We start from the raw sequence: 24,202 nt of genomic DNA on the forward strand, positions 1-24,202 counted from the left end.
CTAGCCTTCCTTCACGGGCGCGTACACGCGGATGCTCAGGCGCCCGCCATTCTTGCCTTCGAAATCGAGCAGCTGGGAAATCACGCGGGCCGTCAGCACGTGTTCGGCCGCCAGCAGCATCAGGCCATCGCGGCTGATCAGGTCGCGCGACAGCACCATGCCCGGCTCCAGCTGGCCCGACAGCACGGTCAGGTCGCGCGCCGGCGGCTCCGTTTCGTCCATGATGCTGCGGAAAGCGGCCACGACGGCCGGGTCGTAGCGCTTGCCGACGCTGTCGTAGATCAGGGTGCGCGCTTCCTCGGCGCGCAGGCTGCGCTGCACCATGGCGCCGATCTGCAAGCCATCGTAGTCCGACGCCAGCGCCAGGATGCGCGCGCCCATCGGAATGGCCAGGCCCACCAGGCCATCGGGGAAGCCGCCGCCGTCGAAGCGCTCGAGCTGCGAGCGCAGGATCACGGAGACGGCCCGCAGCTCGTCGAGCGCCATCAATAACTGTTCGGCGCGCAGCGGATGCTTGCGGAAGGCGGCCAGCTGCTCGCCCGTCCAGGCGCTGGCCGGCAGTTCCAGCACGTCGTCGCTCAAGCTGAGCTTGCCGATATCCTTGAGCAAGGCCGCGATGAACACGTCGCGCGCTTCCTGCCCTTCCAGACCCAGCGCCTGCGCCAGCTTGCGCGCCAGCTCCGCCACCCTGCGCGCATGGCCGGCCAGCTTGCCGCCGCGCATTTCGATCAGGTTGGAAAACACCTTGATGGTCGTCACGAACGTCGCCTTCAGGCGTTCATTGGCCGCCTGCACCTCGTCGTGCGACTGTTTCAGCTGCTGCGTGCGCGTGGCCACCTTCGCTTCCAGGCTGGCGTTGAGCGCCTGCAGCTCCACGTTCTGGCTGGCCGTCAGCGCTTCGAGGCGCAGTTTTTCCTGCTCCAGCGCGCGCCGTTCCAGCGCGTGGCGCACCACCAGCACGATATCGTTCTCGTCCCAGGGCTTGGTCACGTAGCGGTAGATCTCGCCCTGGTTGATGGCGTCGAGGATGGACTGGATGTCGGCATAGCCGGTCAGCAGCAAGCGTATGGTGCCGGGCCAGCGCTGGCGCACCTGGGCCAGGAATTGCGCGCCATCCATGTGCGGCATGCGCATGTCGGAGATGACCAGGTCCACCGTCTCGCTCTCGAGCAGGGCCAGGCCGGCCGCGCCGCCATCGGCCGTCAGCACGCGGTAGCCGTGCGGACGGAACAGCCGCCGCAGCGACGACAGGATATTCGGTTCGTCGTCGACGCACAGGATGGTGGGCGGCGTGGCCGCGGTGCTGGCGCTGGTACTGATGCTCATGCTCATGCTCATGCTGTCCTGTTCGGTCATGGTGCGACGGCCTGCGCCTGGCGCACGGGCAAAGTGATGCGGAAGGTGGTGCCGCTGCCGATGATGCTGCGCACGTCGATGCGGCCGTGATGCTTTTGTACCGTCGTGTAGGCCAGCGACAGGCCCAGCCCCGTGCCCTTGCCGACGGCCTTGGTGGTAAAGAACGGATCGAAGATGCGCGACAGGTGTTCGGGCGCGATGCCGCCGCCCGTGTCCTCGACCTCGATCCACACTTCCGTCGCGTTGTCGCTGCCCGTGCGCAGGGTGATGCGTCCGCGCTCCTCGTTCATGGCGTGAGCGGCGTTGACGACCAGGTTCATGATCACCTGGTTCAGCTCGGAAGGCTGGCATTCGATGTCAGGAATGTCGCCATACTCGCGCACCACGTCGGCCTTGTACTTGACCTCGTTATTCACGATATTGAGCGTGGTATCGATGCCCTGGCGCAGGTCGGCCCAGACCCACTCCTGGTGCGCATCCGTGCGCGAAAAATCCTTTAGGTCCTGCACGATGCGGCGCACGCGCGAAATGCCTTCCTTCGACTCGCCCATCAGCATGGGAATGTCGGTACGCAGGAAGTCCAGGTCGATCTGTTCGCGCAGCGCCCGCAGGCGCGCCGCCACCACGGCGTCGGCGACGGCCGGCTCGGCTTCCTCATAGGCGTCGAGCATGCTGAACAGGTCATCCAGATAGCCTTCCAGGGTGCCGACATTGGAAAACACATAGCCGATGGGATTGTTGATCTCGTGCGCCACGCCGGCGGCCAGCTGGCCGATCGAGGCCAGTTTTTCCGACTGCAGCAGCTTTTGCTGGGCCAGCGACAGCTTGCTGTTCAATTCCGTCAGGGCCAGGTTACGCTCGCGCAATTCCAGGTCGGCGATCTGGCGCTGGCGGATATCGTCGGCCAGGCGTTCGTTCATTTCGGCCAGCTGGGCCGTGCGCTCGGCCACCAGGTGTTCCAGGTTGTCGTGCGCCTTGCGCAGCGCCAGTTCCGCCAGGCGCCGCTCGCTCACGTCGCGCAGGGTTTCAATGGCGCCCACCAGCCGGCCCTGGCGGTCGCGCAGGGGCGCCGCCGTGAAATGCAGCCAGTGGCCGTCGGGGCCGATATCGGGAAAGAAATCCTCGGCCTCAAAGGCGCCTGGGATCACGGAAGAGCGCTTCAGCTTGCCAAGGTAGCGGTCATTTTCACCGAGCGCGATGTCGTCGGCCACCAGCAGGTCGGCCAGGCAGGCGCGCGGCTGCCGATAAAACGCCTTCCAGTGGTCGCGCGTGCCAACCATCTCGGCGGCCGTAAAGCCCAGCAGCTGTTCGCAGGCGCTGTTCCAGTGCGTCACCACGTGCTCCGTGTCGATGGCGAAAGTGGCCACGGGATGGCCGTCGAAAAAGGCCGACAGCGCGATGGTGTCGCCTTGGCGGCGTTCCGGCGTGGCGGGCAGCGCCTGCCCTGCGTCTGTTTCCATGGCCTCTTTCTTGTTCATGCCAGCATGATCCGCGACATTTCATCGAAGGTGTGTTCCGTTTGCCCCAGCAGCGCCAGCCAGGCCGGCTCGTCCAGCGCGACGCTGCGCCAGCCCGCGGGCGACAGGGGCGGCACCAGCGCATCGTCGACGCCGGCCAGGTCGAGCGCCAGGGCGACGGCATTGGCCAGGTGCACGGCCAGCGGCAGGCCGCCCGCTTCCAGCCTGTCGATGCTGTGGTGGTCGGCCACCGCCTGCTGTATCGCCTCGGGGAACTTCCAGTAGGCGGCCAGGGCGCGGCCCACCTGCGCGTGATCGATGCCGATGACGGCCAGTTCCGCATCGGCCATCTGGCAGTCATGCGCCTGGCGGTAGCTGCGCACGAGCGCATGCTCGGCCGGGAAGCGCGTCACCAGCACCAGGGTGCCCAGGTCGTGCAGCAAGCCGGCCGTGAACGCCGTTTCGGGATTGACGCGCAAGTGCGGCGCCAGCAGGCGCGCGGCGATCGCCGTGGCCAGCGAGTGGCGCCAGAACGCCTGGAAATCGAAGCCGCCGCTGACGGGCGCGAAGCTGCCCGTCAGGGCGCAAGCCGTGACGACGGTACGGATGCTGTGAAAGCCCAGCACGGAAACGGCTTGCGGGATGCTGGTGACCTTCGATTGCATGCCGTAGAACGAGGAGTTGGCGATGCGCAGGGTCTTTGCCGCCAGGCCTTGGTCCAGCTCGATCTTTTGTGCCAGCACGTGCACGTCCGTGTCGTCCTGGTCCATGCTCGACAGCAGCTCCAGCACCACCACGGGCAGCGAAGGCAGTTCCTGTATCTGACGGATGATATGTTCAAAACTGAGCCGTGTCATGTGGCGCTCCCTTGCCGGTAGCGCTGCAGCAGTGCCAGCAGTTCGGCCCCGGCGGAATCGGGCGGCGTGGCGCGGAACAGCACGGCCAGCCGTTCCAGGCGGCGCAAGCGTTCCTGCTCGGCGTGCGCCTGCGCGGCGGGGTCGACCGCCTCGTCCATGACGACGCGGCAGCGTTCCACATTGCGCCGGCGCAAGGCGGTCAGGTTCGCCGCCGTCAGGGTGGCGCCCTGGGCCAGCAGCACGGTGCCGCTGGCATCGCTCAGCGCTTGCGCCAGCACCATGCCTTCCTGCGCCTGTTCCATGGAAATCTCGCGTCCGCCTTCACTCATGTGCCCTCCCCATGGCGGCTCAAGGTGACGAGGCTGCCGCGCGAGCGCGAATGCAGGCCCATCGGATGGACGGCCACGGCATACGGCTGGCCATCGATGGCGGCCAGGCGGGGCGCGCCCTGCCCGTCGAACAGCTGCGGCAAGACGATCGCCGCCTCGTTGCCCAGCAGGGCCGCGCCCCGTTCGAACAAATTGGCCGCCGCCGCGTTGATGAAGGCGATCATGCCGTCCTCATCGAGCCCGATCACGGGCAGCGGCAAAAATTGCAGCAATTCGCGCGCGATGCCGAGGCTGACTTCGTCGCGGCTGATCTGATGCTGCTGCTGGCGCACCAGCGCCTGCATGGCGGCATTGGCCGCCGCCAGCGCCTGGTTGGCCTCGCGCAGCTGCGCATTGAGGCGCACATTGTCGTCGTCGATACCCTTCAGGCGGAAGGCTTCGGCGATATGCTCGCGCAGCTGATGGTCTTCCCAGGGTTTGGTGAGGAATTTGAAAATGGCGCCCTCGTTGACGGCGTCCGTGACGGCTTGCAATTCCGTATAGCCCGACAGCATGATGCGTATGGTTTGCGGACACAGCAGCTTGGCCTTGCGCAGGAAGTCGGCGCCCAGCATGCCGGGCATGCGCTGATCCGACACGATCACGTCGACCGTATGGCTGGCCAATACGTCCAGCCCTTCCTGGCCGCCGTTGGCCGTCAGGATATGGTAGCCATCGCGCCGCAGCAGCCGCTTGAGGGAAGCGAGGATATTCGGCTCGTCATCGACCAGCAGCAAGGTGCGCGGCGGGGCCACGGCCTGCTGCCCGGCATCCACCGCCAGCGCCGCAGTACCCGGCATGCCATGCTCGTCGTGCACATCCATCGGACCATCCTCTCATCGCCATGGCGAAATCGGAGCTTGCCTGGAGGGGGAATCTGCCGCACGTGACAGTCTTGCGAGTCTTGCGCGGCAGCCAGCTTGCGTTGAAATTATACGACTAAATATTCCCGTATGACACTAATCCGGCACTTATCCGCGCCGCGCCGGACAAGGCGTGTCGCGGTAAAACACAAAGCCGCCCAGGCCGATGGCCTTGGTATCGGCGTTCACGCCATACACCAGCGTGCTCTTGTCCGCCTCAATGCGCAACAGGTTCATATGTTGGACGATTTGCGCGTGCGACAGTTCCAGCGATGGCGTCGGCGCCAGTTGCAAACGCAGTTCGGACGCGGCGCCATCGTACGCCCAGCGGCCCGGGTTGAAAAAGGCGAAACCGCCATCGAAACGCAGGCTGCCATCCTTGAACTGGGTCAGGCAAATGCCGGGAAATTCGCTGGGCGGGTTGTACCAGGTGGCGGCCACGGCGGCATCGGCAGGCGTCTTGCCCGGCATCTGCATGCCGGCTGTGCCATTGTTTCCGCCCAAGCCGGCGCAACCGGCCAGCGCCAGCGCGCAAGCCAGAGCGCCCGCGCGCGTGATGAATATCATGTGCATTGCCGTCCCCTTGCTTTATAGAAACATCATCTTAAAGCGGGACGGCCAGCCGTTCAAGCGGCTAGCGCACATAAGGGGAATTTAATTGCCCTCGGCCGCCTTGGCAGCCGCTTCGCGCAATTTGTCCTTCTTGCTCTTGCGCGCGCCCTTCACGCCGCCGTTCACCGTGTCCGTAACGGGATTCACGGGCGCGGGCAATTCCGTCGGCTCAAAACCGGCCACCACTTCGCGCACGATGCGCAAGTCGTTGCGGTTTTCGATCAGGCGGAAATGCGCTTCCGTGTCGGCCGTCACGAAGCTGATGGCCGTGCCGCTTTCGCCGGCGCGGCCCGTGCGGCCGATGCGGTGCGTGTAGTCGACGGCCGAACGGGGCAAGTCATAGTTGACGACGGCCGGCAAGCCGGCGATGTCGATGCCGCGCGCCGCCACGTCGGTGGCCACCAGCACCTGCAAACGGCAGGCCTTGAAATCGGCCAGCAGCTGGCTGCGCGTGCCCTGGCTGAATTCACCATGGAAGGCGCCCACGTGCAGGCCCGCGCGCTGCAGCTTGTCGGCCACGTGCTCGGCCGCGTACTTGGTGGCGACGAACACCAGCACGCGCTCCCACTGCTGCTGCAGGATCAGGTAGCGCAGCAGCTGCGTGCGGCGCGGCACGTCGACCGTGATGGCGCGCTGCACGATGTCGGGCTTGTCCTGCGGTTCGGACGCCACCTCGATGCGCACGGGCTCCTTGAGCAGGCTGTCGGCCAGCGCCTGCACGCTGTCGGGGAAGGTGGCCGAGAAGAACAGGTTTTGCCGCTGCTTGGGCAGCAGCGCGAGGATAGCGTTGATCTCCTCGCTGAAACCCATGTCGAGCAAACGGTCGGCCTCGTCGAGCACGCACAGCGACACGCCGCCCAGTTTCACGGCGTTCTGGCGTACCAGATCGAGCAAACGGCCCGGCGTGGCGACGACGATATCGGCGCCGCCACGCAAGTCCATCATCTGCGGATTGATCGACACGCCGCCGAACAGCACGGAAATCTTCAGTTTGATCGGCAACGGCTTGGCCAGCGCGTGCACGGTCTGCCCCACCTGCGCCGCCAGCTCGCGCGTGGGCACGAGGATCAGCGCGCGCACCTGGCGCGGACCGGAAACGGGCGCCATCAGCGCCTGCAGCAGCGGCAGCGCGTAGGCGGCCGTCTTGCCGGAACCCGTCTGGGCCGCGCCCAGCACGTCGCTGCCGCGCAGGATGGCGGGAATGGCGGCCGCCTGGATGGCCGTCGGCGCGGCATAGCCGGCCTTGTCAACGGCGCGGACCAGGGCGGGAATCAGACCCAGTGAGGAAAATGGCATAGCGGGCCTTCTTTATTCGTAAAGTGAGACCGGCCGCGAAAGGCGGCCGGTCGGATATGGCGACAGTATAAGGCAGACAGCTATTGCTTGGGCATTTGCAGCTTCGGATAACCCGCTTCATCGTAGCCCGGCATGCCGCGGCGGATCGTGTGCGAAAAATCCGCGTCGTCGTTGGCCGCCCGCGCGCGCGCCGTGACGTGGCCCCCATCGCGCAGCTGCTGGAAGGTCTGGCCGGGCACCAGGCCCTGCACGTCGAACAGGTAGCGGTCCAGGTAGCCCGAGGCCATCAGCCGGTAGTCGAGCGGCAGGCCCGGCACGATGCGGCGCACCATCTCGAAGACGATGGTGGTGCAGTTGGCCGTCAGGGTATTGTAGAACTGCGGCTTGGCCTTCAGCGATTGCGCCTCGTCCAGGTAGGCGAGGAACAGCGAGCGCATGGCCGCTTTGGGCATCATCACGCGGTACAGATGCATGTCCTCGCCGCGCGCATTCGTGCGCACGCGCAGGATGTCGCGCTCGTCGGCGGCGATCAGGCTCATCTCGAAATGCTTGAAAAAGCCGCCGATGGCGGAAAAGCTCTCGCCCTTCTCCTTGCGGATCTCGATGGAGAACGTCAAAAAGCGCCCGTCCGCAAAGCCGAACGAGATCAGCGTATGCGCGATGTAGGGTCCCGTCCAGTACGACAGCGCCGTATCCACCGTGCGCAGTTCGTCGAGGTCGTAGCTGCGCTGCTCCCACTTGACCGTGTAGTCGTCATCGCTGCGCCAGTCGAAATTGCGCACATTGTCCAGGGTGACGAGATTGCCCTTGACCGTACCCGTGACGTTGCGCGCCACGTCGTCGGCCCACACCCTTTCCTGCTTCGGCGTGATGAAACTCCACCACACGAGCAGCAGGATAAAACCGGCCGCATACGGTAGCAACACGCGCATGTCGCCGCGCATCCACCACAGCGCGATGCTGGCCACGCCCAGCGCAGCCCACAGCAAGGCGCCGATGCCTTGCGCCGCCGTGCCGCCGGATAGCTGGTACCACAGCGCCAGCGCGCCCCACAATGCAGTCAACAGGATAATCAGGGAAACGGCCATTTTGCCTATGCTGGCCAGCACGGAGCGGGCTTGATGTGATAATAAAGTCATGCCGTGATTATAGGGGCAAGCACAGGAATAGGTGAGTTCAGGCAAGCATGGGCAAAGTCATCCGAGCATATAATATTGCTTGCATGGCAATTTACTTCATGAGAACATTCTGCACAAATGAAATGTATAGACAAGGCGCCCTGCCTTGCCATCCACGGAGACACCTTGCAATCGAGTTCACTGTACGCCCTCGCCGGCAGCCTCAATTCCCTTTTCATCGTCGTCAGCCTGTTTGGCTTGTGGTCGCAGCTGCAAAAAATCTGGCAGCGCAAGCGCGATGCCCACATCGGCGCCGGCAAGACGACGGACATCCTGTCCATCAACCAGTTCACCGTCAGCTTCCTCGCGTATTGCGCGTTCTTCGTGTACGGCTATTCGATCACGCCATTCAACCACTACATCGTCTGGCCCCGTTTGATCGCCTCGCTGATCGCGCTGGGCATCCTGTATGAAATCGACCGCGACCGCCGCAGCCGGGCATCGCGCAATGCGCTGCTGGCCTGCGCGCTGCTGCTGGGCGCGGGTGTGGCGGGGCTGGCCTTCGGCCCCACCTTCACCGATGAAAAGCGCGTGATCTCGCAAAGCCTGATCGTCGCCGTCACCGTGCTGCTGGCGCAGGGCTATGCGCACCAGATCCGCCTGATCTGGCGCTCGGGCAGGACGGGCGCCGTGTCCCTGAAAATGAGCCAGTTCATCCTGGCAATGGATGCCAGCACCATCTTCTTTGCCTGCGTCATGGGCCTGTCGACGGGCTGGCCCTTGCTGCTGCTGGCCAGCGTGAGCGCCACGACCAAGCTTGCCATCATGTGGCTGTTCCGCTGGGAGAAGACCAGCGCCACCGCGCATGTGAAACGCCAGGCGCTGGCCTGCGGCTAGAATGAAGGCATCGCCACTTTGCTGAAAGCACCTCCATGCATGCCCCCATCCCCATCCTGCGCAGCTTTTCAGAAGAAAAAGCACGCGAGTTCTACCTCGGCTTTCTCGGTTTTACCCTGGACTGGGAACATCGCTTCGAGCCAACGGCGCCGCTGTACCTGCAGGTGACGCGCGGCGATCTGGTGCTGCACCTGTCCGAACACCACGGCGACGCCACGCCGGGCGCGGCGCTCTTGATCCCCGTCGACGATATCGCCGCCCTGCACGCAGAATTGCGCGACAGGGATTATCCGTATGCGCGACCTGGCATCCGCGACGAGGACTGGGGCCGCATTCTGGAAGTGGCCGACCCGTTCGGCAACCGGCTGCGCTTCTGGCAGCGCGGCGAATAACGCTTACTGCCCGCTCAGCGCACGCATTTCCGCATACAGGTTCGCCTTGCCCTCGAAGCCGATGCCAACCAGGTCCGGCATGGTGATGTGGCCGTTTTCGACCTTGACGCCGTCGGGAAAACCGCCGAAGGGCTGGAACAGATCGGGATACGATTCATTGCCGCCCAGGCCCAGCCCGGCCGCGATATTCAGGGACATCTGATGGCCGCCGTGCGGGATGCAGCGGCTGCGCGACCAGCCGTGCTGGTGCAGCATGTCCAGCGTGCGCAGGTATTCCACGAGGCCGTAGCTGAGGGCGCAATCGAACTGCAGCCAGTCGCGGTCGGCGCGCATGCCGCCATAGCGGATCAGGTTGCGCGCATCCTGCATGGAAAACAGGTTTTCGCCCGTCGCCATCGGCTTGTCGTAATAGCTGCGCAAGGTCGATTGCAGCTCGAAATCGAGCGGGTCGCCCGCCTCTTCATACCAGAACAGATCGTACTGGCGCAGCGCCTTGGCGTAGGCGATCGACGTATCGAGGTCGAAGCGGCCGTTCGCATCCACGCACAGCTTTTGCCCATCCTGCAGCACTTCCATGATGGCGTCGATGCGGCGCAAGTCGTCATCGAGCGAAGCGCCGCCGATCTTCTTCTTGACCACCGTGTAGCCGCGGTCGATATAGCTGCGCATCTCGTCCTGCAGGGCACTCAAGCTCTGGCCCGGGTAGTAATAACCGCCCGCCGCATACACGAAGACTTTTTTATCGGGCACGCCCGTGCCGTGGCGCTCGGCCAGCAGCTGGAACAAGGGCTTGTTCTCGATCTTCGCCACGGCGTCCCAGATGGCCATGTCGATGGTGCCGATGGCCACCGAACGCTCGCCATGGCCGCCCGGCTTTTCATTTGTATACATGCAATCCCACACCTTGTGCGGATCAAGGTTGCTGCCGTCATCCGTGACGAGCGAGGCAGGATCGGCGTCGAGGATGCGGGGAATGAAGCGCTCGCGCATCAGCATGCCCTGGCCGTAGCGGCCGTTCGAATTGAAGCCGTAGCCGACGACGGGCTTGCCGTCGCGTATCACGTCCGTGACGACGGCTACCAGGCTCAGGGTCATCTTGCTGAAATCGATGTAGGCGTTGCGGATGGGGGAAGAGATGGGAATGGTCTTTTCGCGGATTTCAACGATTTTCATGCGGGTCTCCTGTGGGTGAAAACAATGACGCCAGCTTAACTGCGATATACAGTCGTATAATCGATATTAATTTAAACCATTCTTCACTTGAAGTTAATAATGAAAAGCGACGCCACGACGGAAATGGCCTTCTTTGTGCTGCTGGCCAAGCTGGGCAGCCTGTCAGCCACAGCGCGCGAACTGGACATCACGCCACCCGCCGTCAGCAAGCGATTGGCGCTGATGGAACAGCGCCTGGGCGTGCGCCTGCTGAACCGCAGCACGCGGCGCATCAGCCTGACGGGCGATGGCGAAAGCTATCTGCAGCAGGCACGGCAAATCCTCGACGATATCCGCGCCATGGAGGAATCCCTGGCCAGCGGCAGCGCGGAACCGAAAGGCTTGTTGCGCGTAAATGCCACCCTGGGTTTCGGCCGCACGGTGATCGCGCCCCTGCTGTCGCAATTCGCGCTGCGCCACCCGCAGCTGGAAGTGCAGCTGCAGCTGACGGACAGCCCCATCAACCTGGTCGAGCAGGCCTACGACCTGGGCATCCGCTTCGGCGACTTGCCCGACACGCGTTTATCGGCACGGCGCATCATGTCGAACCGCCGTTTCCTGTGCGCTTCGCCCGCCTACCTGCAGGCGCACGGCACGCCGCAAACGCCCGACGACCTGGCGCGGCACCGCTGCATCGTGCACCGGCAAAACGACGACGCCTACGGCATCTGGCGCCTGAGCCGTGGCCGCGCCACCCACACGGTGAAAGTGCGCGGCACGGTGGCCAGCAACGATGGCGACGTGGTGCTGGGCTGGGCGCTGGACGGGCACGGCATCCTGCTGCGCTCGGAATGGGACCTGGCCCGCTACCTCGACAGCGGCCGCCTGCGCGTGGTGCTGGAAGACTATGCGCTGGCGCCGGCCGACCTGTACGCCTACTACCCGAGCCGCCACCAGCTGCCCGCCAAAGTGCGCGCTTTTATCAATTTTCTCATCGAGCAGTTGCAGCCGGACTCGGCCAATACGGGGAAATAGGGTTACACTACAATATTGCGATATGGCAATAATATGAAGGAGTAGGTTTTGCTAGTCATACTCGGATTTCTCGTCGTGCTGTTTTCCGTCTTCGGCGGTTTCGCCATGCAGGGCGGTCACCTGGGCGCCCTGTTCCAGCCGCTGGAACTGCTGATGATCGGCGGCGCCGCGCTGGGCACCTTCTTTGTCGGCAATGACGCCAAGGCCATCCGCGCCACGTTCGCCGCCCTGCCCACCCTGTTCCACGGCTCGCAATACACGAAGGCGCGCTATATGGAACTGATGGGGCTGATGTATGAAATCCTCAGCAAGATCCGCAAGGAAGGCTTGATGTCGGTCGAGGACGATATCGACGACCCGTACCGCAGTCCCATTTTCATCAAATACCCGTACACGCTCGGCGACGAGCACATCCTGGAATTCATCACCGATTATTTGCGCCTGATGGTGTCGGGCAATATGGACGCGTACCAGATCGAAAACCTGATGGATAACGAGATCGAAACGCACCATGAAGATGCGGAAATGCCGATCCAGACGATTTCGCAGCTGGCCGACGCCATGCCCGCCTTCGGCATCGTGGCCGCCGTCATGGGCGTCGTGCACACAATGGCCTCCGTCGGCCTGCCGCCGGCCGAGCTGGGCGTGCTGATCGCGCAGGCGCTCGTCGGCACCTTCATCGGCATCTTGCTGGCCTACGGTTTTATCGCGCCCCTGGCCAGCTTGCTGCGCCGCAAGCACCATGAAACGGCGAAGATGTACCAGTGCGTGAAAGTGACCCTGCTGGCCAGCCTGAACGGCTATGCGCCGGCGCTGGCCGTGGAATTCGGCCGCAAGGTCATTTCCGCCACGGAACGCCCGTCGTTCAGCGAACTGGAAAACCACGTGCGCCAGGTGCGCACGAAGAACTGATTCCAGCGGTTCGCATCAGGCTTCCGGCGCCGTCCAGACCAGGTTCCACAGGTGGCCATCGATATCCTCGAAGCCCTGGTCATACATGAAGCCATGGTCCTCGGGCGGATGCGGTATGCGGCCACCGGCGGCCTGGGCCTTGGCGATCAGGCTGTCCACCTCTTCCCGGCTTTCGCAACTGAGGCAAATGACGACTTCATTGGTTTCCCTGGCATTCGCCAGCGGCTTGTCGATCAGCGACTGGAAGAACGGTTCCGTCGTCAGCATGGCCTGGATGCTGCCTTCGACGATATTCATGAATGCCGCGTTCTCGCCGCTGAAGCGGGGATCGAAGGTAAAGCCGAGGGCGGAAAAGAAGGCCTTGGACTTATCCAGGTCCTTCACGGGCAGGTTGAGAATGATCTGTTTGTGCATGGCGCTTCCTTGCTCACACGTTGACGAAAAAATCGTCCCTCCAGAATACCAATAAAAACTAAAGGAAGGCGCGGGCAAGGCTGGAGCGCGCGCCTGCCACCGCGCGCAGGCGTTCTTCAAGGTAGGCGCTCACGCGCGGATGCTGGCTGAAGGCGACGTTGAAGCGGATGTGCTGGTCGGGCGTGTCGTTGGCCGAGAACGCGGCGCCGCGCATCAGCAGGATCTTGTTGCGGTAGGCGTCCTGCACCAGCAAGTCCACGTCCAGCCCTTCGGGCATGCTACCCCACAGGAAAATGCCTGCGTCTCCCGGCTGCTCGAACAGCACGCCGGCCGCGCTCAGCTGCCGCGTGCTGGCGTTGCGCGCCACCATGATCTTGCGTTGCAGCCGCTCCAGGTGCTTGCGCAGGTTGCCGGCCTTGAGCACTTCCAGCAGCACGTATTCGTTCAGCGCAGGCAAGGTCATGATGGAATGGATCTTGGTGCGCATCAGCAGCTTGAGCAGAGCCGGCGCCGCGGCCAGGTAGCCCATGCGCAGGGCCGGGCTCAGCGCCTTGCACAGGCTCGAATAGTAGATCACGCCGTCGAGTCCGGACAGCGACGCCAGCCGCGTGCTGTGACCCGGCTGGAAATGGCCGTGCACGTCGTCTTCGGCGATCAGGAAGCCGTACTGCTGCGCCATGATCAGCACCTTGTGCAGGTTGGCGGCGCTGCTGCTCCAGCCGGTGGGGTTGTGCAAAGCCGTCTGCATGAACAGCAGGCGCGGACGGTGCGCGCGGCAGGCCGCGTCCAGTTCGTCCAGGTCGAGGCCATCGGGGCGGCGCTTGATGGGCACCAGGCGCACGCCGTCCTGGCGCAGCCTGCCGAACATCAGGAAGTATCCGGGGTCTTCCACCAGCACCGTATCGCCGGGCTGCAGAAACGTGCGGCAAATCAGATCGATGGCATGCGTGCCGCCGAAAGTGGTGAGGATGTGGCTGGCGTCCGCGGCGATGCCGATACCGCGCAACAGCAGCGCGATCTGCTCGCGCAGTTCGGCCAGCCCTTGCGGCGGACAGCGCGAAGCCATGCCGGACGTGCTGCGCGCCAAGCCACGCTGCACGGCGGCCGCCGGCAGCGCATCCTGCAGCCACGTGGGCGGCAAGGCGCCGCTGCTGGCCAGCAGCACGCCCGGCCGCTGGTCGTTCACTTGCTGGCTCAGCCAGACTGGTTCCTGCTCCTGGCCCGCTTCCAGCGCCACCTCGTCGGGGATGGCGCGGCTGGCGTCAGCGGGGGCGCAGACGAAAAAACCCGTCGTGCCATGCGTATCGATGACGCCTGCGGCCACCAGCCTGTCATACGCCACCACCACGGTGTTGGTGCTCACCGCGAGCTGCGTGGCAAGCTGGCGGATCGACGGCAGCCTCGTCCCGCCAGGCAGGACGCGTTGCGCGATCTGCTGGCGCAATGCGGCCTCGATCTGCTTGAACAGGGCGATGGGCGAGGAGCGGTCGATGGCGAACATGGTGGCAGTCTAGCGTAAAAACGTCACGGCGAGGACCAGCAGGATGGCGCCCATCGCCAGATTGAAGAGGCGCTGGTTGCGGGGCGCTTTCAGCACGCTGCGGATCGAGACGCCGAACAGCGCCCACATGGCGTTGCACGGCATGCCCACCACGGTGCCGATCACGGATACGAGCAGCGCGCTGGCGAGCATATTGCCCTGCGCAGGCATGAAGACGGACGCCATGGTGACCGCCTTGAGCCAGCTCTTGGGGTTCAGCGCCTGGAACAGCGCCGCCTGCGCAAACGACACGGCCTTCGGTGCGCCGGCCCCCGCCACCGAGGCGCCGGCAAGTTTCCAGGCCAAGAACATCAAGTACAGCGCGCCCGCGATCCGCAACACCTGCTGCGCCATCGGATACGCGACGAACACGCTGCCCAGCCCAACGCACATGAGCATGGTCTGCACGAAGATGCCGGCCTGGATGCCGAGGATCACCGGCAGCGCACCGCGATAGCCGAAATTGGCGCCGGTGGTGGCCAGCATGACGTTGTTCGGTCCGGGCGTGGCGGACATCACAAAGCAATAGCTCATCAGGGGCAGCAGTTCGGTCATGGCAGGCAGTCGCAGCGTGGAGAAGGCCTCAGTCTAGAAGCGCGGCACAGCGGGGACAAGGCACAAGGCGCCGCGTACAAGCACATGCTGTATCAGTCGAACGACTGCTACAGCGGGGATGCAGTCAGCCCCGCGCGGACAACCATCTGGAAAGCGCTGTTTCTGTCCGGTTGCGGCCGATGGCGCCGAAGGGCATGGTCAATGTTGATAACGGACTTCAGCGTCCACCGCAGGCGCACAACGCAACTGGCGGATTATCAGTGGGCTCAAGCGAGTCGAATTGTAATTTCGAAGGAGCTTCCACATTGGCTGGGATACCACCCCTTCATCAATGCCTGTCGAATAGCGCGCTCCACGACTGAGGGCGTAATAGCACGCGTAAAATTACCCAGCCAAATATCCGGACGTGCGATATCTGTTCTCACCAGAAGGGTGGTTCGGCCACCGCTTTCAGATTCAACTGCGAAAGACAGATTCGTTTCCCCCATGGCCTGTGTATAGGCAGGTAGGCTGACCGACCATCGATATGGTAAAGAATCGACAATAATCCGGCGGCTTCCTTTTCTTGCAATGGACATGACATTTCCTGTGCTTCAGTGGCAGCCTCTGGCCGGTTATCGTCGTTGGCAGGTACCGCGACCAACAGAAGGCAGTCCGGGCGGACAAGTTGGCAACCGGAACGCCAAACAGGGAGTTGCGATTTATGAGCAAGCACAATCAAATCTTTGAGCCGACGGCTTCGGCGAGGCAGGCCCGCTCTGAGCAACCAATGTTCCGACCATCTTTTTTTCCTTACAGTGGGACACGCAGTCTAAGGACAATTCTTGGTACGAAGGTTGTTTAAAAATAAATGCGGCAAGCAACATCCATATCCCCAGCGCTGCAATGAGCAGTTGAAAAATCAAAGTTCGCCAATTTAGTTTCAAGTTTTCGTCCTTTCAACTGCGACTTATTCTGTACTACTGAAAAAACTGGCAAGACAACGACCGCTGCTGCCCGATAACGGACGGAGTCGCTCAGCCCACGAAGTGATTGCTTTCATGGCAAGCAATCGGTTTTGTTCAGCGCGGCAAATCCTTTCTTCTGCCATTTACGGCGTCGGCTCCGCCTCATCCGGGCAGGCTACCTCATCCTCTGGCGTATATAAGGTCATCGGCACGCGCTGGCCGTCGATTTCCAGTTCGCGCACTTTCGGCGGCACCAGCTGGAATTCGCCCGCCTGCAATTTCTCGCGCAGGGGTTTGCAGCGCAGGGCATCGGTGGGGATTTGTCCGCGCGCGGTCCAGCTGCCGTCTTCCTTTTCCGCCAGCAACACCGACGAGGCGCGCGGGTCATTGCTGATCAGCAGCACGTCCTGCTTGCCATCGCCGTCGAAATCGAGCAGATACGCGTCGCACTGCGGCCCTGCCCGCTTCAAACAGGCGGGCAGGCGCCAGGCCGGGCTCACTTGCGTCCAGTCCTGGCGCAGGAAACTCTCCGGCAACTTCGCCGTGGCCGGGCGCAGGGTCAGGTTGATCGACACGTCGCTGAGAGCGCCCGTCTCGTCGAGGCGGTTCTGGCGCTTGAGCATGGCGTCGGCGCGGGCCCGCACGATGGCCGCGTCCGGGCCCGCCGTGCGCGTCTTGAGTTCCTGCAAGGCCGCCTGGCCATAGCGGGCGCCCTGGAAGCGCAGGTATTCGAAATCGAACTTGTCCACGTCTATCTTACCGCTGTTCAGGCGCGCCATCTGGCTGGCCACGGAAATGCGCGCCGGGTCGGCCAGCGGCGAGAACAGGGCGAACAGCACCAGCAGAGTAACAAAGGCGGTGGCCACGTTGACGTTGGCGATCAGGTGCAGCCAGTCGCCATACTTGCTGGCCGCCCACGCGTAACCGGCGGCGTAGCAGGTGGCGATCAGCAGGCAGGCGGCGGCGATCAAGCGGTCGGATGTCCAGCCATGCGACATCACGCGCAGGGTCAGCGCATAGATGGCGATGCCCACCACCCACGGCAACAGCAGACAGGCCAGACGCGTGCCCAGGCGGATGCCGCGCGCCACGCCATGGCCCACTTCGCCATTCTGGAAGGCGGCATTGATCAGCACTACCAGCACGCCAGCCATGCCCAGCAGCACGGATGCCGCATGGCGCGTGGCCCACAGGCGCTCGAAGCCGATGAAAGGCAAGGTCAGCAGGAAACCGGAGACGAGCACGGCGGCGATCGGCATCAGCCACGACAGCAGCACCAGCAGCAAGGTGCGGATGCCGCGCACGATGGAGGGGCGCACGTCCGTGATGTGGATGGCAAACGAAAACGCGAAGCAGATGACGGGAATCACGAACCAGGCCTGGCTCAGCAGCTTTTTCAGGAAACTCAGTTTGATGAGCAGGAACAGTTGTCCGCCCAGCCACAGCACCAGCCACAGGCCCAGCACGAACAGCAGGGAAAACAGCAGCTGGATGCCGAGCTTCCAGGCGATTTCAAAGTAGGCCGGATAGCGGGCGATGCGCTGGCCATCCTGGGCGCTGGCCAGCACCAGCGCGTGGGCGATATAAAAGCCGACGACACAGAAACCGAACAGCTGCGCGGAAATGACGCGCAGCGGTGCGCCTGGCTTGTAGTTGCCCCAGATCACGTGCTCGGCGCCGCGCGCCACGTCATGCCAGGCCAGCACGGCCATCACGACGGCGGCGCCCGCCATCCACAGGGCAATGCGCTTGACCGACATATGGCCGAGGCTGGAAACCAGCAGGATGGGCAGCAGCAGGCTGATCAGCATCAGCGGCGCCAGCAGGTAGGCTTCCGTGGCGGGCCAGACTTTAGCTTGCGCCGTGCTGTACAGCCAGTACAGCAGCACGCCTTGCAGCAGGCCCGTCACCAGGCGCGTCACCGCGATGCGCGGTGCCACCACCGGATCGAGCAACGCTATGTTTTTTCCAGCGGCATCCTGCTGCATAATCATCCCTTAATAGTCGTTTATTGCTGTAAAGCACGGCCATTATTGCATTTCGTTATCGCCATCTCAACAACGATTCGTGCGCGCGTCCTGCCGGCGCGCCCCCGCTGCGGCGCAATGGCAAGCTTTGCGCGAGGCCCCAGGCCAGTTCCGGTACGAGGAACAGCCACAGCAGCGGCTGGCCCGTCGTGAACAGCGCCCACGCCATCCACGTGGAAAACAGGTAGCGGGCCGCCGCGTCATAGCGGCCGAAGCGCGGCTGCGGGTCCAGCATGCGCAGCACGGACCAGACCATCACCACGCTGCCAAACAAGCTGCTGATGAGCAGATGAAACGGTCCGAAGACGGGCAGCGGCACGCCGCCCAGGCTCAGGTTGACGGCGTTCAAGTGCTCGTGCAGCAGCAAAAACGTCCACGGCGTGACAAACGGGGCCGTCATGAGCACATCATAAATGGCGCTGGCGCGCACCACGCGGCGGAAAGCGGAAACGGACAACATGGGAACTCCTGTCGATGGAAAGCGCCCATGATCAGGGTTGGAGTACACTCCATGGTCAAGCATTTTATGAAAGAAAAATCACCATGCAGATCGGCGAGATGGCGCAGGCAACGGGCTTGAGCCGCGATACCCTGCGCTTTTATGAAAAGCGGGGCTTGCTGCGCGCACGGCGCGGCGCGAATGGCTACCGCGATTACCCGCCCGAAGCGGCCGACTGGCTGCGCTACCTGCGCACGGCGCAGCAGCTGGGCTTTACCCTGGCCGAAATCGAGGCCGACATGCCGCTGCTGGCGGCCGCCGGCGATCCCGCCACGGCGGACCTGCTGCGCGCGGCGCTGGCGCGCAAGCTGGGTGAAATCGATGCGCGCATCGCGGGATTGACGCAGTTGCGCGGCGAACTGGTGCTGCGTATGGGGCCGGCAGCGGCAGCGTGTCCGTTGCGGGGAGATGCCGATGCCAGTCACTAAACTCGCTACACTGCTGCCGTGGCTATTCCTGCTGGGCGCTGGCGGCGCGCAGGGTGCCGGGCTGGCCTGCAGCGACTTCCTGTCCCAGCTGGGCAAGAAGCCCGCGTATCTCGTCTACCAGGGTTGCCGGCAAAACACGGAACGCCAGGACCAGCCGTTCGAGGCCCGCTATGCAGTGGACGGCAAGCATGCGCAACAGGCGGAAGCGTATCTGCGGCGCGCGTACGGCTTGCCCAGGCTTAAGCGCTATTGCTGCGCTTGGGACAGCACGCCCCACTCCTGGCGCGACCGCCGCACGGGCTACGGCTATGTGCTGCTGATGGCCACGGGCGAAACGCTGGTCAGGACGCGCGCAGACTGGCCGCGGATCGAGCGCTTTGTCGTGCAGGTGGACGGCTACGCACAAGACCCTTGACGTAAAAAAACCGCCTGTGCATGGCAGCAGGCGGTTTGATCTCGGACAAAATCAGACTTACTTGGCGGCCTTGCGGCGGCGCAGGAAACCCATCAGGCCCAGGCCCGCCAGCAGCATGGCGTAGGTTTCCGGTTCCGGTACGGCGGCCATCACGGCCACGTTGTCGATCACGGCGCCCGAGTAATTGTCGAACGGCGTGCCGGCCTGGGCGGCGCTGGCAAACGACAGGGTCGCCAGGCCGCTGGAAGCAGCCGTGAAGCTCAAGGTGTTGCTGTACAAGGTGTTCGAGGCGGTAGCCGTCGAGTAGAAATTACCTGCCACGCCACCAAAATTGACGGCCACGCCCTGGCCGGCAGGGCCGCCGGAATTGCGCGCCATGTCAAAGCTCAGGTTGTACGTCTGGCCGGCAACGACATTGAAACTTTGCGACAGGAAACCCGGACCAGGCGTGCCCAGCATGTCGATGCTGTAGCCGTCGATAGCGTTATAGGCATTGCGGATCAGGTCGACCGAGGAAGCGCCCACCGTCCAGCCGCCGATGGCCGAGGAACCGCCATTGACAACATGATAGCCACTGGAAAAGGTATAGCCGGGCGCGACCGATTCAAAATCGCCATTCGTGATCAGGTTGACGGGGCTGGCGCTGGCGGTGCCGGCGGCGAACAGGGCAACAACTGCTGCGATGGTGGCGATTTTCATGATCTGATTTCCTTGCCTTATAGGCATTAAAGTTTCCTTAAGTGAAATCATATCTCAGCCATGATAAAAATCAAAGAACTTTGCAAAAATATATTTAATGTAGATAATTTGCAACGCCTTCAGGTGCGCTGCGCCGTCAATCGAGTTCCTGCCGCGCCACCAGGATGCCGTCCGCATCGGCGTAGATCCAGTCGCCTGGATGCACGGCCACGCCGCTGACCTGCACGCGCACATCGCGCTGGCCGGCGCCCGTCTTGTTGCTCTTGCGCGGATGCGTGGCCAGGGCGCGCACGCCGATCTGGCAGACATTGATTTCCTCGCTGTCGCGGATGCAGCCATCGACGATGATGCCGGCCCAGCCGTTGCTTTCCGCCAGCACGCCCAGCTGGCCGCCCACCAGCGCGCGGCGCAGGCTGCCGCCGCCATCGATCACCAGCACATGGCCCTGGCCCGGCGTTTCCAGGGTGCTGCGCACGAGCGCGTTGTCCTCGAACACTTGCAAGGTGGTGGCGGGGCCGCTGAAACGCACGCGCTGGCCGAAAGCGCGGTACACGGGCGGCAGCACGGCCAGGGTGCCGTCGTCGAGCATGGCCGCATAGTCGTCGCACAGGTCGGTGGTGGCAAAGGTCATGGGGATTCCTTTCGTGGCTGATGGCAACGATTCTATGCCTTTTGCAACGCCGCAGCACGTTTTTTGCCGCCCACCCCCACGGCCGTGGCAATCGCCAGCGCCTGGAACAGGCCGATGAACACGAACAGCAGGGCCGGATGGTCGCCATCCATCAGCGCGCCAAAGAACAGAGGGCCGACGGCCAGGCCGCTGTCGAGGCCCGAATACACGACGCCATACACGCGCCCGGTGGCATTCTTCGGCGCCGCCGCGCGTATCATCAGGTCGCGCGACGGTCCCGCCACGCCCGACGTCAGGCCGATGGCGCCCATCAGCACCACCGCGCCCCAGGCAGGCACGGCGGCCATGGACAGCAGCACGGCCAGCAGCGCGGCGGCGGAAAAGGCGATCGCCACGTTGCGGTCCGGCTGCTTGCTGCGCGCACCCACCACGCCGCCGGCCAGCATGCCCACGGCCGAGGCCAGCATATAGGCCGTGTAGGCGCTGGTCGCCAGCGCCAGACTCATGCCGTACAGCTTGACGAGGGCCACGCTGGCAAAGCTCTGGATGCCGCCCAGGGCGATGGCGGTAATGAAGAAGAAGGCAAAGCACATCCACACGGCCGGCAGGCGCAGGAAATCCAAGGTGCCTTCGCCAGCAGCTTGCTGGCCCGGTGCGGCCTTTTTCACGGGCTCGGGACGGATGGCGTAGCGGTTCAGGAACAGGATCAGCAGCACGCCGAACGGCAGCACGGCCGCGCACTGCAGCGCCACTCTCCAGTCATAATGGGTGGCAACGTATGTCATGAACAGCGGCGCCAGGGCCCAGCCGATGTTGCCACTGATGCCATGCACGGAAAAGCCGTAGGCCACGCGGGCCGCCGAGACGCGCTGGTTGAGGATGGTGTAGTCGGCCGGATGGAATACGCTGTTGCCCATACCGGCCAGCATGGCGCCCAGCATCAGCGCCGCATAGCTGTGTGCGGTGGACAGGGCCAGCGCCGACACGCCCAGCAGAAAAATGCCGGAAAACAACACGGCGCGCGCGCCGAAGCGGTCGACGACAAAGCCGGCCAGCGCCTGCCCCACGCCCGAGATGATGAAGAACACCGTCATCAGCAAGCCCAGCTCCGCATACGACAGATCGAAGGCCGGTTTCAGCCAGACGAACAGGGCCGCAAGGATCAGATGGTAGAAGTGCGACACGCCATGCGCCAGCCCCACGAGGGCAATGACGCGCGCATCGCTGCGCAAGGTGGGAAGTTCGGATGCCGAGTTAGTTGTTATCATGTCATACCCTGTCTTATACTGGTGAAGCTCAAGTGTATGCAAAATACCATCGTCTGTTTTCCGACAGAATGACATAATTTATCGAATTAAGGCCAAGCTGATGGGTGTACCTATCCTCCACCATACGCGCATGTGTCCGCCACGGGAAGCGCCCAGCGCGACCATCCCCGTGACCATGGTCGCGCGCGACCTGCAACCCGATGAATTTCTCTTGCCGCACAGCCATCCATGGGGTCAAGTGACCATGGCGCTCGAAGGCGTGCTGCGCATTACGGCCAACAACAGCAGCTGGGTGCTGCCGCCCATGCGCGCCATCTGGATCGCGCCCAACGTCGAGCATGCCGTCACGATACTGGAAAAAACCCGCTTGCGCCCCCTGTGCATCCATGCCGCGCGCGCGCCGTTCGCGGGCCGCGACTGCAAGGTGCTGGAAGTATCGAACCTGCTGCGCCAGCTGATCATGGCGCTGGAGCAATTGGACCCGGGCGAGGAACCGGCGCGCGAAGCGCTGTTGGCCGAACTGATCCTCGATGAATTGAAACGCTCGGACACGCGCCCCATCCGCGTCCCCTTGCCCAGCGACAAGCGCCTGAAAACCCTGTGCGACAGCCTGATCGAGAAACCGGGCTTGAACCAGACCCTGGAACACTGGGCGCAGCTGGTCGGCGCGTCGGAGCGTACCCTGGCGCGGCTGTTCGAACGGGAATTGGGCATGAGTTTTGGCCAGTGGCGCCAGCAAGTGCGCCTGGCGCACGCGGCGCCCCTGATCGCGCGCGGCGTGCCGCTGTCGCAGGTGGCCGAAGAACTGGGCTACGCCAGCCAGTCGGCCTTTTCCGCCATGTTCAAGAAGACCTTCGGCAGTTCGCCATCAGCCTTCTTTGCCCAGAGCGAGCGCTCTTAAGCCATGAAGTCAAACAAGGAATTTTTGCCGGTATAACCAGGCAAGGCCGAGTTCGTTCCCATCTGTTCCTGGGCCGAATAGGCCTTGATCAGCGCCTGCGCCTGGGCAGTCAGCGCCTTGGCCAGCACGGCTTTCTTGTTGGTCAGGGTGGTGATGTCCTTGCCCACCGTCTGCACTTCCTTGCGGATAATGCTCGTTTCGCCCGTCAGCTCGCCGATCTTGCTGGAGAACTGGTCGGCCACGCCCTTGCCGTTATTCGTAAACAGCTTGCTGACGGCATCCGGATCGGCAGCGATGGCGGCCTTGAGTTTTTTATCGTCGAGCACCAACTCGCCGCTTTTGCCCAGGGTCACGCCGGCGCTGCTCAGGATGGAAGCGGGCACGCCCGTGCTGGCCGTGCGCAGCACTTGCTCCATCTGTGAACGCACCTGGCCCAGGGCTGTGTCGGACTTCAAGTCGCCCTGCTGCAGGCTTTGCAGTTTGCTGTTGAGTTCATTGTAGGCCGTGACGAAGCTGGCCACGTTGGTCGCGATCTGGCTGCTGTCCTTGGCGATGACGAGGTCGGTCACACCCTTTTTCTTCAATTCGATGGTGGCGCCCTCGACAGCCGTCGTCAAGGTATTCGTGGCGCTCTTGATGTCCTTGCCATCGACGGTCAGCAACGCATCCTGCGCGGCGGCCGTCTGCTGCAGGCCCTTGCCAGAGCCGGGCGCATAGCTGAGCAAATTACTGACGGCAGCGTCGCCGGACACGCTGATGCGCATACTGCTGTCGGCGCCGCTCTTGCCATTGATGGCCAGCGAGTAGCCATCGGGGCCTTTGACGACGCTAGCGTCCACGCCCTGCTGTTTCAGGGCGGCGGCGATGCCGTCGAGGCTATTGTTGCTGCTGTCTATCGTCAGCGAAATGACCTTGCCGCTGCCGGGCGTAAATTGCTTGCCATCGGCCGTGCCCACTTCGATCTTGACCAGCGCGGGCGCGCCCGTGCCGATCGCCGCGCTCGACGATTTCTGCGCGCCGCTGAGCAAGGTCTGCCCCTGCGCCAGCTGCTTGACGTTCAGCTCATGGCTGCCGCTGGCGGCCTTGTCGGTGGTGGTAGCGCTCAGCACATCCTTGGCGCTCGACGTGGCCGACGTGGCCAAGCCGCTGCCGGCCATGTTCTTGGCCACGGTCTGGAATTTCGCCAGCGCCGATTGCAGCTGGCCCAGGCCCGAAAACTTGGCCTGGTCGCGCGCCAGGCTGGCGTTGAGCTTGACGACGCCCGTGTTCTGCGACTGCATCTGGCGCTCCACCTTCGCATACACATCGGCCGAGATATTGCCCTGCGTCGTCTGCTGCGTGTTGTTGGTGTAAGCCCTGCTGTTGATGGTCGAATTAAACATGGTAGGCGTTCCCGTCGGGTGTAAGGTCATGACACGCGGTTCAGGTCTTGACCGCGTGCTGCGCTAGAAACGGACGGCAGGCGCGCGTGGCGCGGCGGCATCCCTCTTCTGGTTGATAATTATGCAGTATTACCGGAATATCAAAACAGTGAACAGAACAAGTTTTTCCTGACTGCAAACC

Annotated in this window: 26 protein-coding genes; 7 read left to right on the plus strand and 19 right to left on the minus strand. The window is 63.5% G+C overall.

Annotated elements, in window-relative coordinates; all coding sequences use genetic code 11:
- The 8 genes from KO538_RS01945 to KO538_RS01980 all read right to left on the minus strand — a co-directional run bounded on the left by KO538_RS01945 (position 1) and on the right by KO538_RS01980 (position 7,948).
- A complete protein-coding gene (locus KO538_RS01945; protein ID WP_257620126.1) occupies positions 1 to 1,356 on the minus strand; it encodes an HD domain-containing phosphohydrolase in 1,356 nt (451 codons plus the stop codon).
- Positions 1,353 to 2,816 carry an ATP-binding protein gene (locus KO538_RS01950; protein WP_219327337.1) on the minus strand — a complete coding sequence of 488 codons (1,464 nt, stop codon included), beginning with the start codon at positions 2,814 to 2,816 and terminating at the stop codon, positions 1,353 to 1,355. The genes KO538_RS01945 and KO538_RS01950 overlap by 4 nt, the downstream gene beginning before the upstream one ends.
- Before the next feature lie 14 nt (positions 2,817 to 2,830).
- The gene (locus tag KO538_RS01955; protein ID WP_219327338.1) at positions 2,831 to 3,670 is read right to left on the minus strand and encodes an HDOD domain-containing protein; all 840 of its coding nucleotides are present in this window, start codon (positions 3,668 to 3,670) and stop codon (positions 2,831 to 2,833) included.
- Positions 3,667 to 3,999 carry a hypothetical protein gene (locus KO538_RS01960; protein WP_139143313.1) on the minus strand — a complete coding sequence of 111 codons (333 nt, stop codon included), beginning with the start codon at positions 3,997 to 3,999 and terminating at the stop codon, positions 3,667 to 3,669. The genes KO538_RS01955 and KO538_RS01960 overlap by 4 nt, the downstream gene beginning before the upstream one ends.
- On the minus strand, positions 3,996 to 4,862 hold the full coding sequence (locus KO538_RS01965; RefSeq protein WP_051991018.1) for a response regulator: 867 nt from the start codon (positions 4,860 to 4,862) through the stop codon (positions 3,996 to 3,998). Before KO538_RS01965 ends, KO538_RS01960 begins: the two co-directional genes overlap by 4 nt.
- 147 nt (positions 4,863 to 5,009) lie before the next feature.
- Entirely contained in the window at positions 5,010 to 5,474 is a 465-nt protein-coding gene (locus KO538_RS01970) for a hypothetical protein (protein WP_072452856.1), read from the minus strand.
- Positions 5,475 to 5,555: 81 nt separating this feature from the next.
- Entirely contained in the window at positions 5,556 to 6,809 is a 1,254-nt protein-coding gene (locus tag KO538_RS01975; RefSeq protein WP_219327339.1) for a DEAD/DEAH box helicase, read from the minus strand.
- Positions 6,810 to 6,889: 80 nt separating this feature from the next.
- On the minus strand, positions 6,890 to 7,948 hold the full coding sequence (locus KO538_RS01980) for a DUF4105 domain-containing protein (RefSeq protein ID WP_219327340.1): 1,059 nt from the start codon (positions 7,946 to 7,948) through the stop codon (positions 6,890 to 6,892).
- Between the two features lie 165 nt (positions 7,949 to 8,113).
- On the opposite strand from KO538_RS01980, the gene KO538_RS01985 reads away from it, so the two are divergent.
- Both KO538_RS01985 and KO538_RS01990 read left to right on the plus strand, forming a co-directional pair.
- Positions 8,114 to 8,824 (plus strand): hypothetical protein, encoded by a 711-nt coding sequence (locus tag KO538_RS01985; RefSeq protein ID WP_219327341.1) that lies wholly within the window; start codon positions 8,114 to 8,116, stop codon positions 8,822 to 8,824.
- Between the two features lie 35 nt (positions 8,825 to 8,859).
- Positions 8,860 to 9,216 (plus strand): glyoxalase superfamily protein, encoded by a 357-nt coding sequence (locus tag KO538_RS01990; RefSeq protein WP_219327342.1) that lies wholly within the window; start codon positions 8,860 to 8,862, stop codon positions 9,214 to 9,216.
- 3 nt (positions 9,217 to 9,219) lie between these two features.
- On the opposite strand, the gene KO538_RS01995 is transcribed toward KO538_RS01990, so the two are convergent.
- The gene (locus tag KO538_RS01995) at positions 9,220 to 10,389 is read right to left on the minus strand and encodes a mandelate racemase/muconate lactonizing enzyme family protein (RefSeq protein WP_219327343.1); all 1,170 of its coding nucleotides are present in this window, start codon (positions 10,387 to 10,389) and stop codon (positions 9,220 to 9,222) included.
- 99 nt (positions 10,390 to 10,488) lie between these two features.
- On the opposite strand from KO538_RS01995, the gene KO538_RS02000 reads away from it, so the two are divergent.
- The gene (locus tag KO538_RS02000) at positions 10,489 to 11,403 is read left to right on the plus strand and encodes a LysR family transcriptional regulator (protein WP_072452854.1); all 915 of its coding nucleotides are present in this window, start codon (positions 10,489 to 10,491) and stop codon (positions 11,401 to 11,403) included.
- A 48-nt stretch (positions 11,404 to 11,451) separates the two neighbouring features.
- On the plus strand, positions 11,452 to 12,315 hold the full coding sequence (gene motA / locus KO538_RS02005) for a flagellar motor stator protein MotA (RefSeq protein ID WP_034749759.1): 864 nt from the start codon (positions 11,452 to 11,454) through the stop codon (positions 12,313 to 12,315).
- Positions 12,316 to 12,330: 15 nt separating this feature from the next.
- On the opposite strand, the gene KO538_RS02010 is transcribed toward motA, so the two are convergent.
- The 6 genes from KO538_RS02010 to KO538_RS02035 form a co-directional block, all read right to left on the minus strand.
- Positions 12,331 to 12,729, minus strand: a complete 399-nt coding sequence (locus tag KO538_RS02010; RefSeq protein ID WP_034749762.1) for a VOC family protein — start codon at positions 12,727 to 12,729, stop codon at positions 12,331 to 12,333.
- 58 nt (positions 12,730 to 12,787) lie between these two features.
- Positions 12,788 to 14,230: a PLP-dependent aminotransferase family protein gene (locus tag KO538_RS02015; protein ID WP_219327344.1), complete on the minus strand. Its 1,443-nt coding sequence runs from the start codon at positions 14,228 to 14,230 to the stop codon at positions 12,788 to 12,790.
- A gap of 9 nt (positions 14,231 to 14,239) precedes the next feature.
- Complete coding sequence (locus tag KO538_RS02020; RefSeq protein WP_219327345.1) at positions 14,240 to 14,824, minus strand: LysE family translocator; 585 nt, start codon at positions 14,822 to 14,824, stop codon at positions 14,240 to 14,242.
- A gap of 266 nt (positions 14,825 to 15,090) precedes the next feature.
- Positions 15,091 to 15,402 carry a hypothetical protein gene (locus KO538_RS02025; RefSeq protein WP_219327346.1) on the minus strand — a complete coding sequence of 104 codons (312 nt, stop codon included), beginning with the start codon at positions 15,400 to 15,402 and terminating at the stop codon, positions 15,091 to 15,093.
- A gap of 512 nt (positions 15,403 to 15,914) precedes the next feature.
- Positions 15,915 to 17,759 (minus strand): DUF4153 domain-containing protein, encoded by a 1,845-nt coding sequence (locus KO538_RS02030; RefSeq protein WP_219327347.1) that lies wholly within the window; start codon positions 17,757 to 17,759, stop codon positions 15,915 to 15,917.
- Between the two features lie 55 nt (positions 17,760 to 17,814).
- The gene (locus tag KO538_RS02035; protein WP_070302075.1) at positions 17,815 to 18,258 is read right to left on the minus strand and encodes a hypothetical protein; all 444 of its coding nucleotides are present in this window, start codon (positions 18,256 to 18,258) and stop codon (positions 17,815 to 17,817) included.
- A gap of 83 nt (positions 18,259 to 18,341) precedes the next feature.
- Here KO538_RS02035 and KO538_RS02040 point away from each other — a divergent pair, with 83 nt between their 5' ends.
- Together KO538_RS02040 and KO538_RS02045 are read left to right on the plus strand one after the other, a co-directional pair.
- Positions 18,342 to 18,725: a MerR family transcriptional regulator gene (locus KO538_RS02040; RefSeq protein ID WP_070302076.1), complete on the plus strand. Its 384-nt coding sequence runs from the start codon at positions 18,342 to 18,344 to the stop codon at positions 18,723 to 18,725.
- A complete protein-coding gene (locus tag KO538_RS02045; RefSeq protein ID WP_219327348.1) occupies positions 18,712 to 19,140 on the plus strand; it encodes a DUF4952 domain-containing protein in 429 nt (142 codons plus the stop codon). Before KO538_RS02040 ends, KO538_RS02045 begins: the two co-directional genes overlap by 14 nt.
- Positions 19,141 to 19,197: 57 nt before the next feature.
- Here the strand turns inward: KO538_RS02045 and KO538_RS02050 are convergent, their stop codons facing one another.
- The 3 genes from KO538_RS02050 to KO538_RS02060 all read right to left on the minus strand — a co-directional run bounded on the left by KO538_RS02050 (position 19,198) and on the right by KO538_RS02060 (position 21,738).
- Positions 19,198 to 19,839, minus strand: coding sequence for a choice-of-anchor C family PEP-CTERM protein (locus KO538_RS02050; RefSeq protein ID WP_257620127.1), 642 nt, complete (start codon positions 19,837 to 19,839; stop codon positions 19,198 to 19,200).
- Positions 19,840 to 19,975: 136 nt separating this feature from the next.
- On the minus strand, positions 19,976 to 20,470 hold the full coding sequence (gene rraA / locus KO538_RS02055; RefSeq protein WP_072452834.1) for a ribonuclease E activity regulator RraA: 495 nt from the start codon (positions 20,468 to 20,470) through the stop codon (positions 19,976 to 19,978).
- 32 nt (positions 20,471 to 20,502) lie between these two features.
- Positions 20,503 to 21,738, minus strand: a complete 1,236-nt coding sequence (locus tag KO538_RS02060; protein WP_219327350.1) for an MFS transporter — start codon at positions 21,736 to 21,738, stop codon at positions 20,503 to 20,505.
- A 100-nt stretch (positions 21,739 to 21,838) separates the two neighbouring features.
- Here KO538_RS02060 and KO538_RS02065 point away from each other — a divergent pair, with 100 nt between their 5' ends.
- Complete coding sequence (locus tag KO538_RS02065) at positions 21,839 to 22,639, plus strand: helix-turn-helix domain-containing protein (RefSeq protein ID WP_219327351.1); 801 nt, start codon at positions 21,839 to 21,841, stop codon at positions 22,637 to 22,639.
- Here the strand turns inward: KO538_RS02065 and fliD are convergent.
- Positions 22,636 to 24,021, minus strand: coding sequence for a flagellar filament capping protein FliD (gene fliD, locus KO538_RS02070; protein WP_072452831.1), 1,386 nt, complete (start codon positions 24,019 to 24,021; stop codon positions 22,636 to 22,638). The genes KO538_RS02065 and fliD overlap by 4 nt on opposite strands.
- Positions 24,022 to 24,202 lie beyond the last annotated feature (181 nt).

It is taken from the genome of Janthinobacterium sp. NKUCC08_JDC (genome assembly GCF_019345575.1).
GTDB lineage: Bacteria > Pseudomonadota > Gammaproteobacteria > Burkholderiales > Burkholderiaceae_D > Janthinobacterium > Janthinobacterium aestuarii.

Coding starts and splice junctions, on each gene's coding strand:
- KO538_RS01945 (WP_257620126.1), bottom strand. CDS start 1,356: ATGACCGAACAGGACAGCATGAGCATGAGCATGAGCATCAGTACCAGC.
- KO538_RS01950 (WP_219327337.1), bottom strand. CDS start 2,816: ATGGAAACAGACGCAGGGCAGGCGCTGCCCGCCACGCCGGAACGCCGC.
- KO538_RS01955 (WP_219327338.1), bottom strand. CDS start 3,670: ATGACACGGCTCAGTTTTGAACATATCATCCGTCAGATACAGGAACTG.
- KO538_RS01960 (WP_139143313.1), bottom strand. CDS start 3,999: ATGAGTGAAGGCGGACGCGAGATTTCCATGGAACAGGCGCAGGAAGGC.
- KO538_RS01965 (WP_051991018.1), bottom strand. CDS start 4,862: ATGGATGTGCACGACGAGCATGGCATGCCGGGTACTGCGGCGCTGGCG.
- KO538_RS01970 (WP_072452856.1), bottom strand. CDS start 5,474: ATGCACATGATATTCATCACGCGCGCGGGCGCTCTGGCTTGCGCGCTG.
- KO538_RS01975 (WP_219327339.1), bottom strand. CDS start 6,809: ATGCCATTTTCCTCACTGGGTCTGATTCCCGCCCTGGTCCGCGCCGTT.
- KO538_RS01980 (WP_219327340.1), bottom strand. CDS start 7,948: ATGACTTTATTATCACATCAAGCCCGCTCCGTGCTGGCCAGCATAGGC.
- KO538_RS01990 (WP_219327342.1), top strand. CDS start 8,860: ATGCATGCCCCCATCCCCATCCTGCGCAGCTTTTCAGAAGAAAAAGCA.
- KO538_RS01995 (WP_219327343.1), bottom strand. CDS start 10,389: ATGAAAATCGTTGAAATCCGCGAAAAGACCATTCCCATCTCTTCCCCC.
- KO538_RS02000 (WP_072452854.1), top strand. CDS start 10,489: ATGAAAAGCGACGCCACGACGGAAATGGCCTTCTTTGTGCTGCTGGCC.
- KO538_RS02010 (WP_034749762.1), bottom strand. CDS start 12,729: ATGCACAAACAGATCATTCTCAACCTGCCCGTGAAGGACCTGGATAAG.
- KO538_RS02015 (WP_219327344.1), bottom strand. CDS start 14,230: ATGTTCGCCATCGACCGCTCCTCGCCCATCGCCCTGTTCAAGCAGATC.
- KO538_RS02020 (WP_219327345.1), bottom strand. CDS start 14,824: ATGACCGAACTGCTGCCCCTGATGAGCTATTGCTTTGTGATGTCCGCC.
- KO538_RS02025 (WP_219327346.1), bottom strand. CDS start 15,402: ATGTCCATTGCAAGAAAAGGAAGCCGCCGGATTATTGTCGATTCTTTA.
- KO538_RS02030 (WP_219327347.1), bottom strand. CDS start 17,759: ATGCAGCAGGATGCCGCTGGAAAAAACATAGCGTTGCTCGATCCGGTG.
- KO538_RS02035 (WP_070302075.1), bottom strand. CDS start 18,258: ATGTTGTCCGTTTCCGCTTTCCGCCGCGTGGTGCGCGCCAGCGCCATT.
- KO538_RS02040 (WP_070302076.1), top strand. CDS start 18,342: ATGCAGATCGGCGAGATGGCGCAGGCAACGGGCTTGAGCCGCGATACC.
- KO538_RS02045 (WP_219327348.1), top strand. CDS start 18,712: ATGCCAGTCACTAAACTCGCTACACTGCTGCCGTGGCTATTCCTGCTG.
- KO538_RS02050 (WP_257620127.1), bottom strand. CDS start 19,839: ATGAAAATCGCCACCATCGCAGCAGTTGTTGCCCTGTTCGCCGCCGGC.
- rraA (WP_072452834.1), bottom strand. CDS start 20,470: ATGACCTTTGCCACCACCGACCTGTGCGACGACTATGCGGCCATGCTC.
- KO538_RS02060 (WP_219327350.1), bottom strand. CDS start 21,738: ATGATAACAACTAACTCGGCATCCGAACTTCCCACCTTGCGCAGCGAT.
- KO538_RS02065 (WP_219327351.1), top strand. CDS start 21,839: ATGGGTGTACCTATCCTCCACCATACGCGCATGTGTCCGCCACGGGAA.
- fliD (WP_072452831.1), bottom strand. CDS start 24,021: ATGTTTAATTCGACCATCAACAGCAGGGCTTACACCAACAACACGCAG.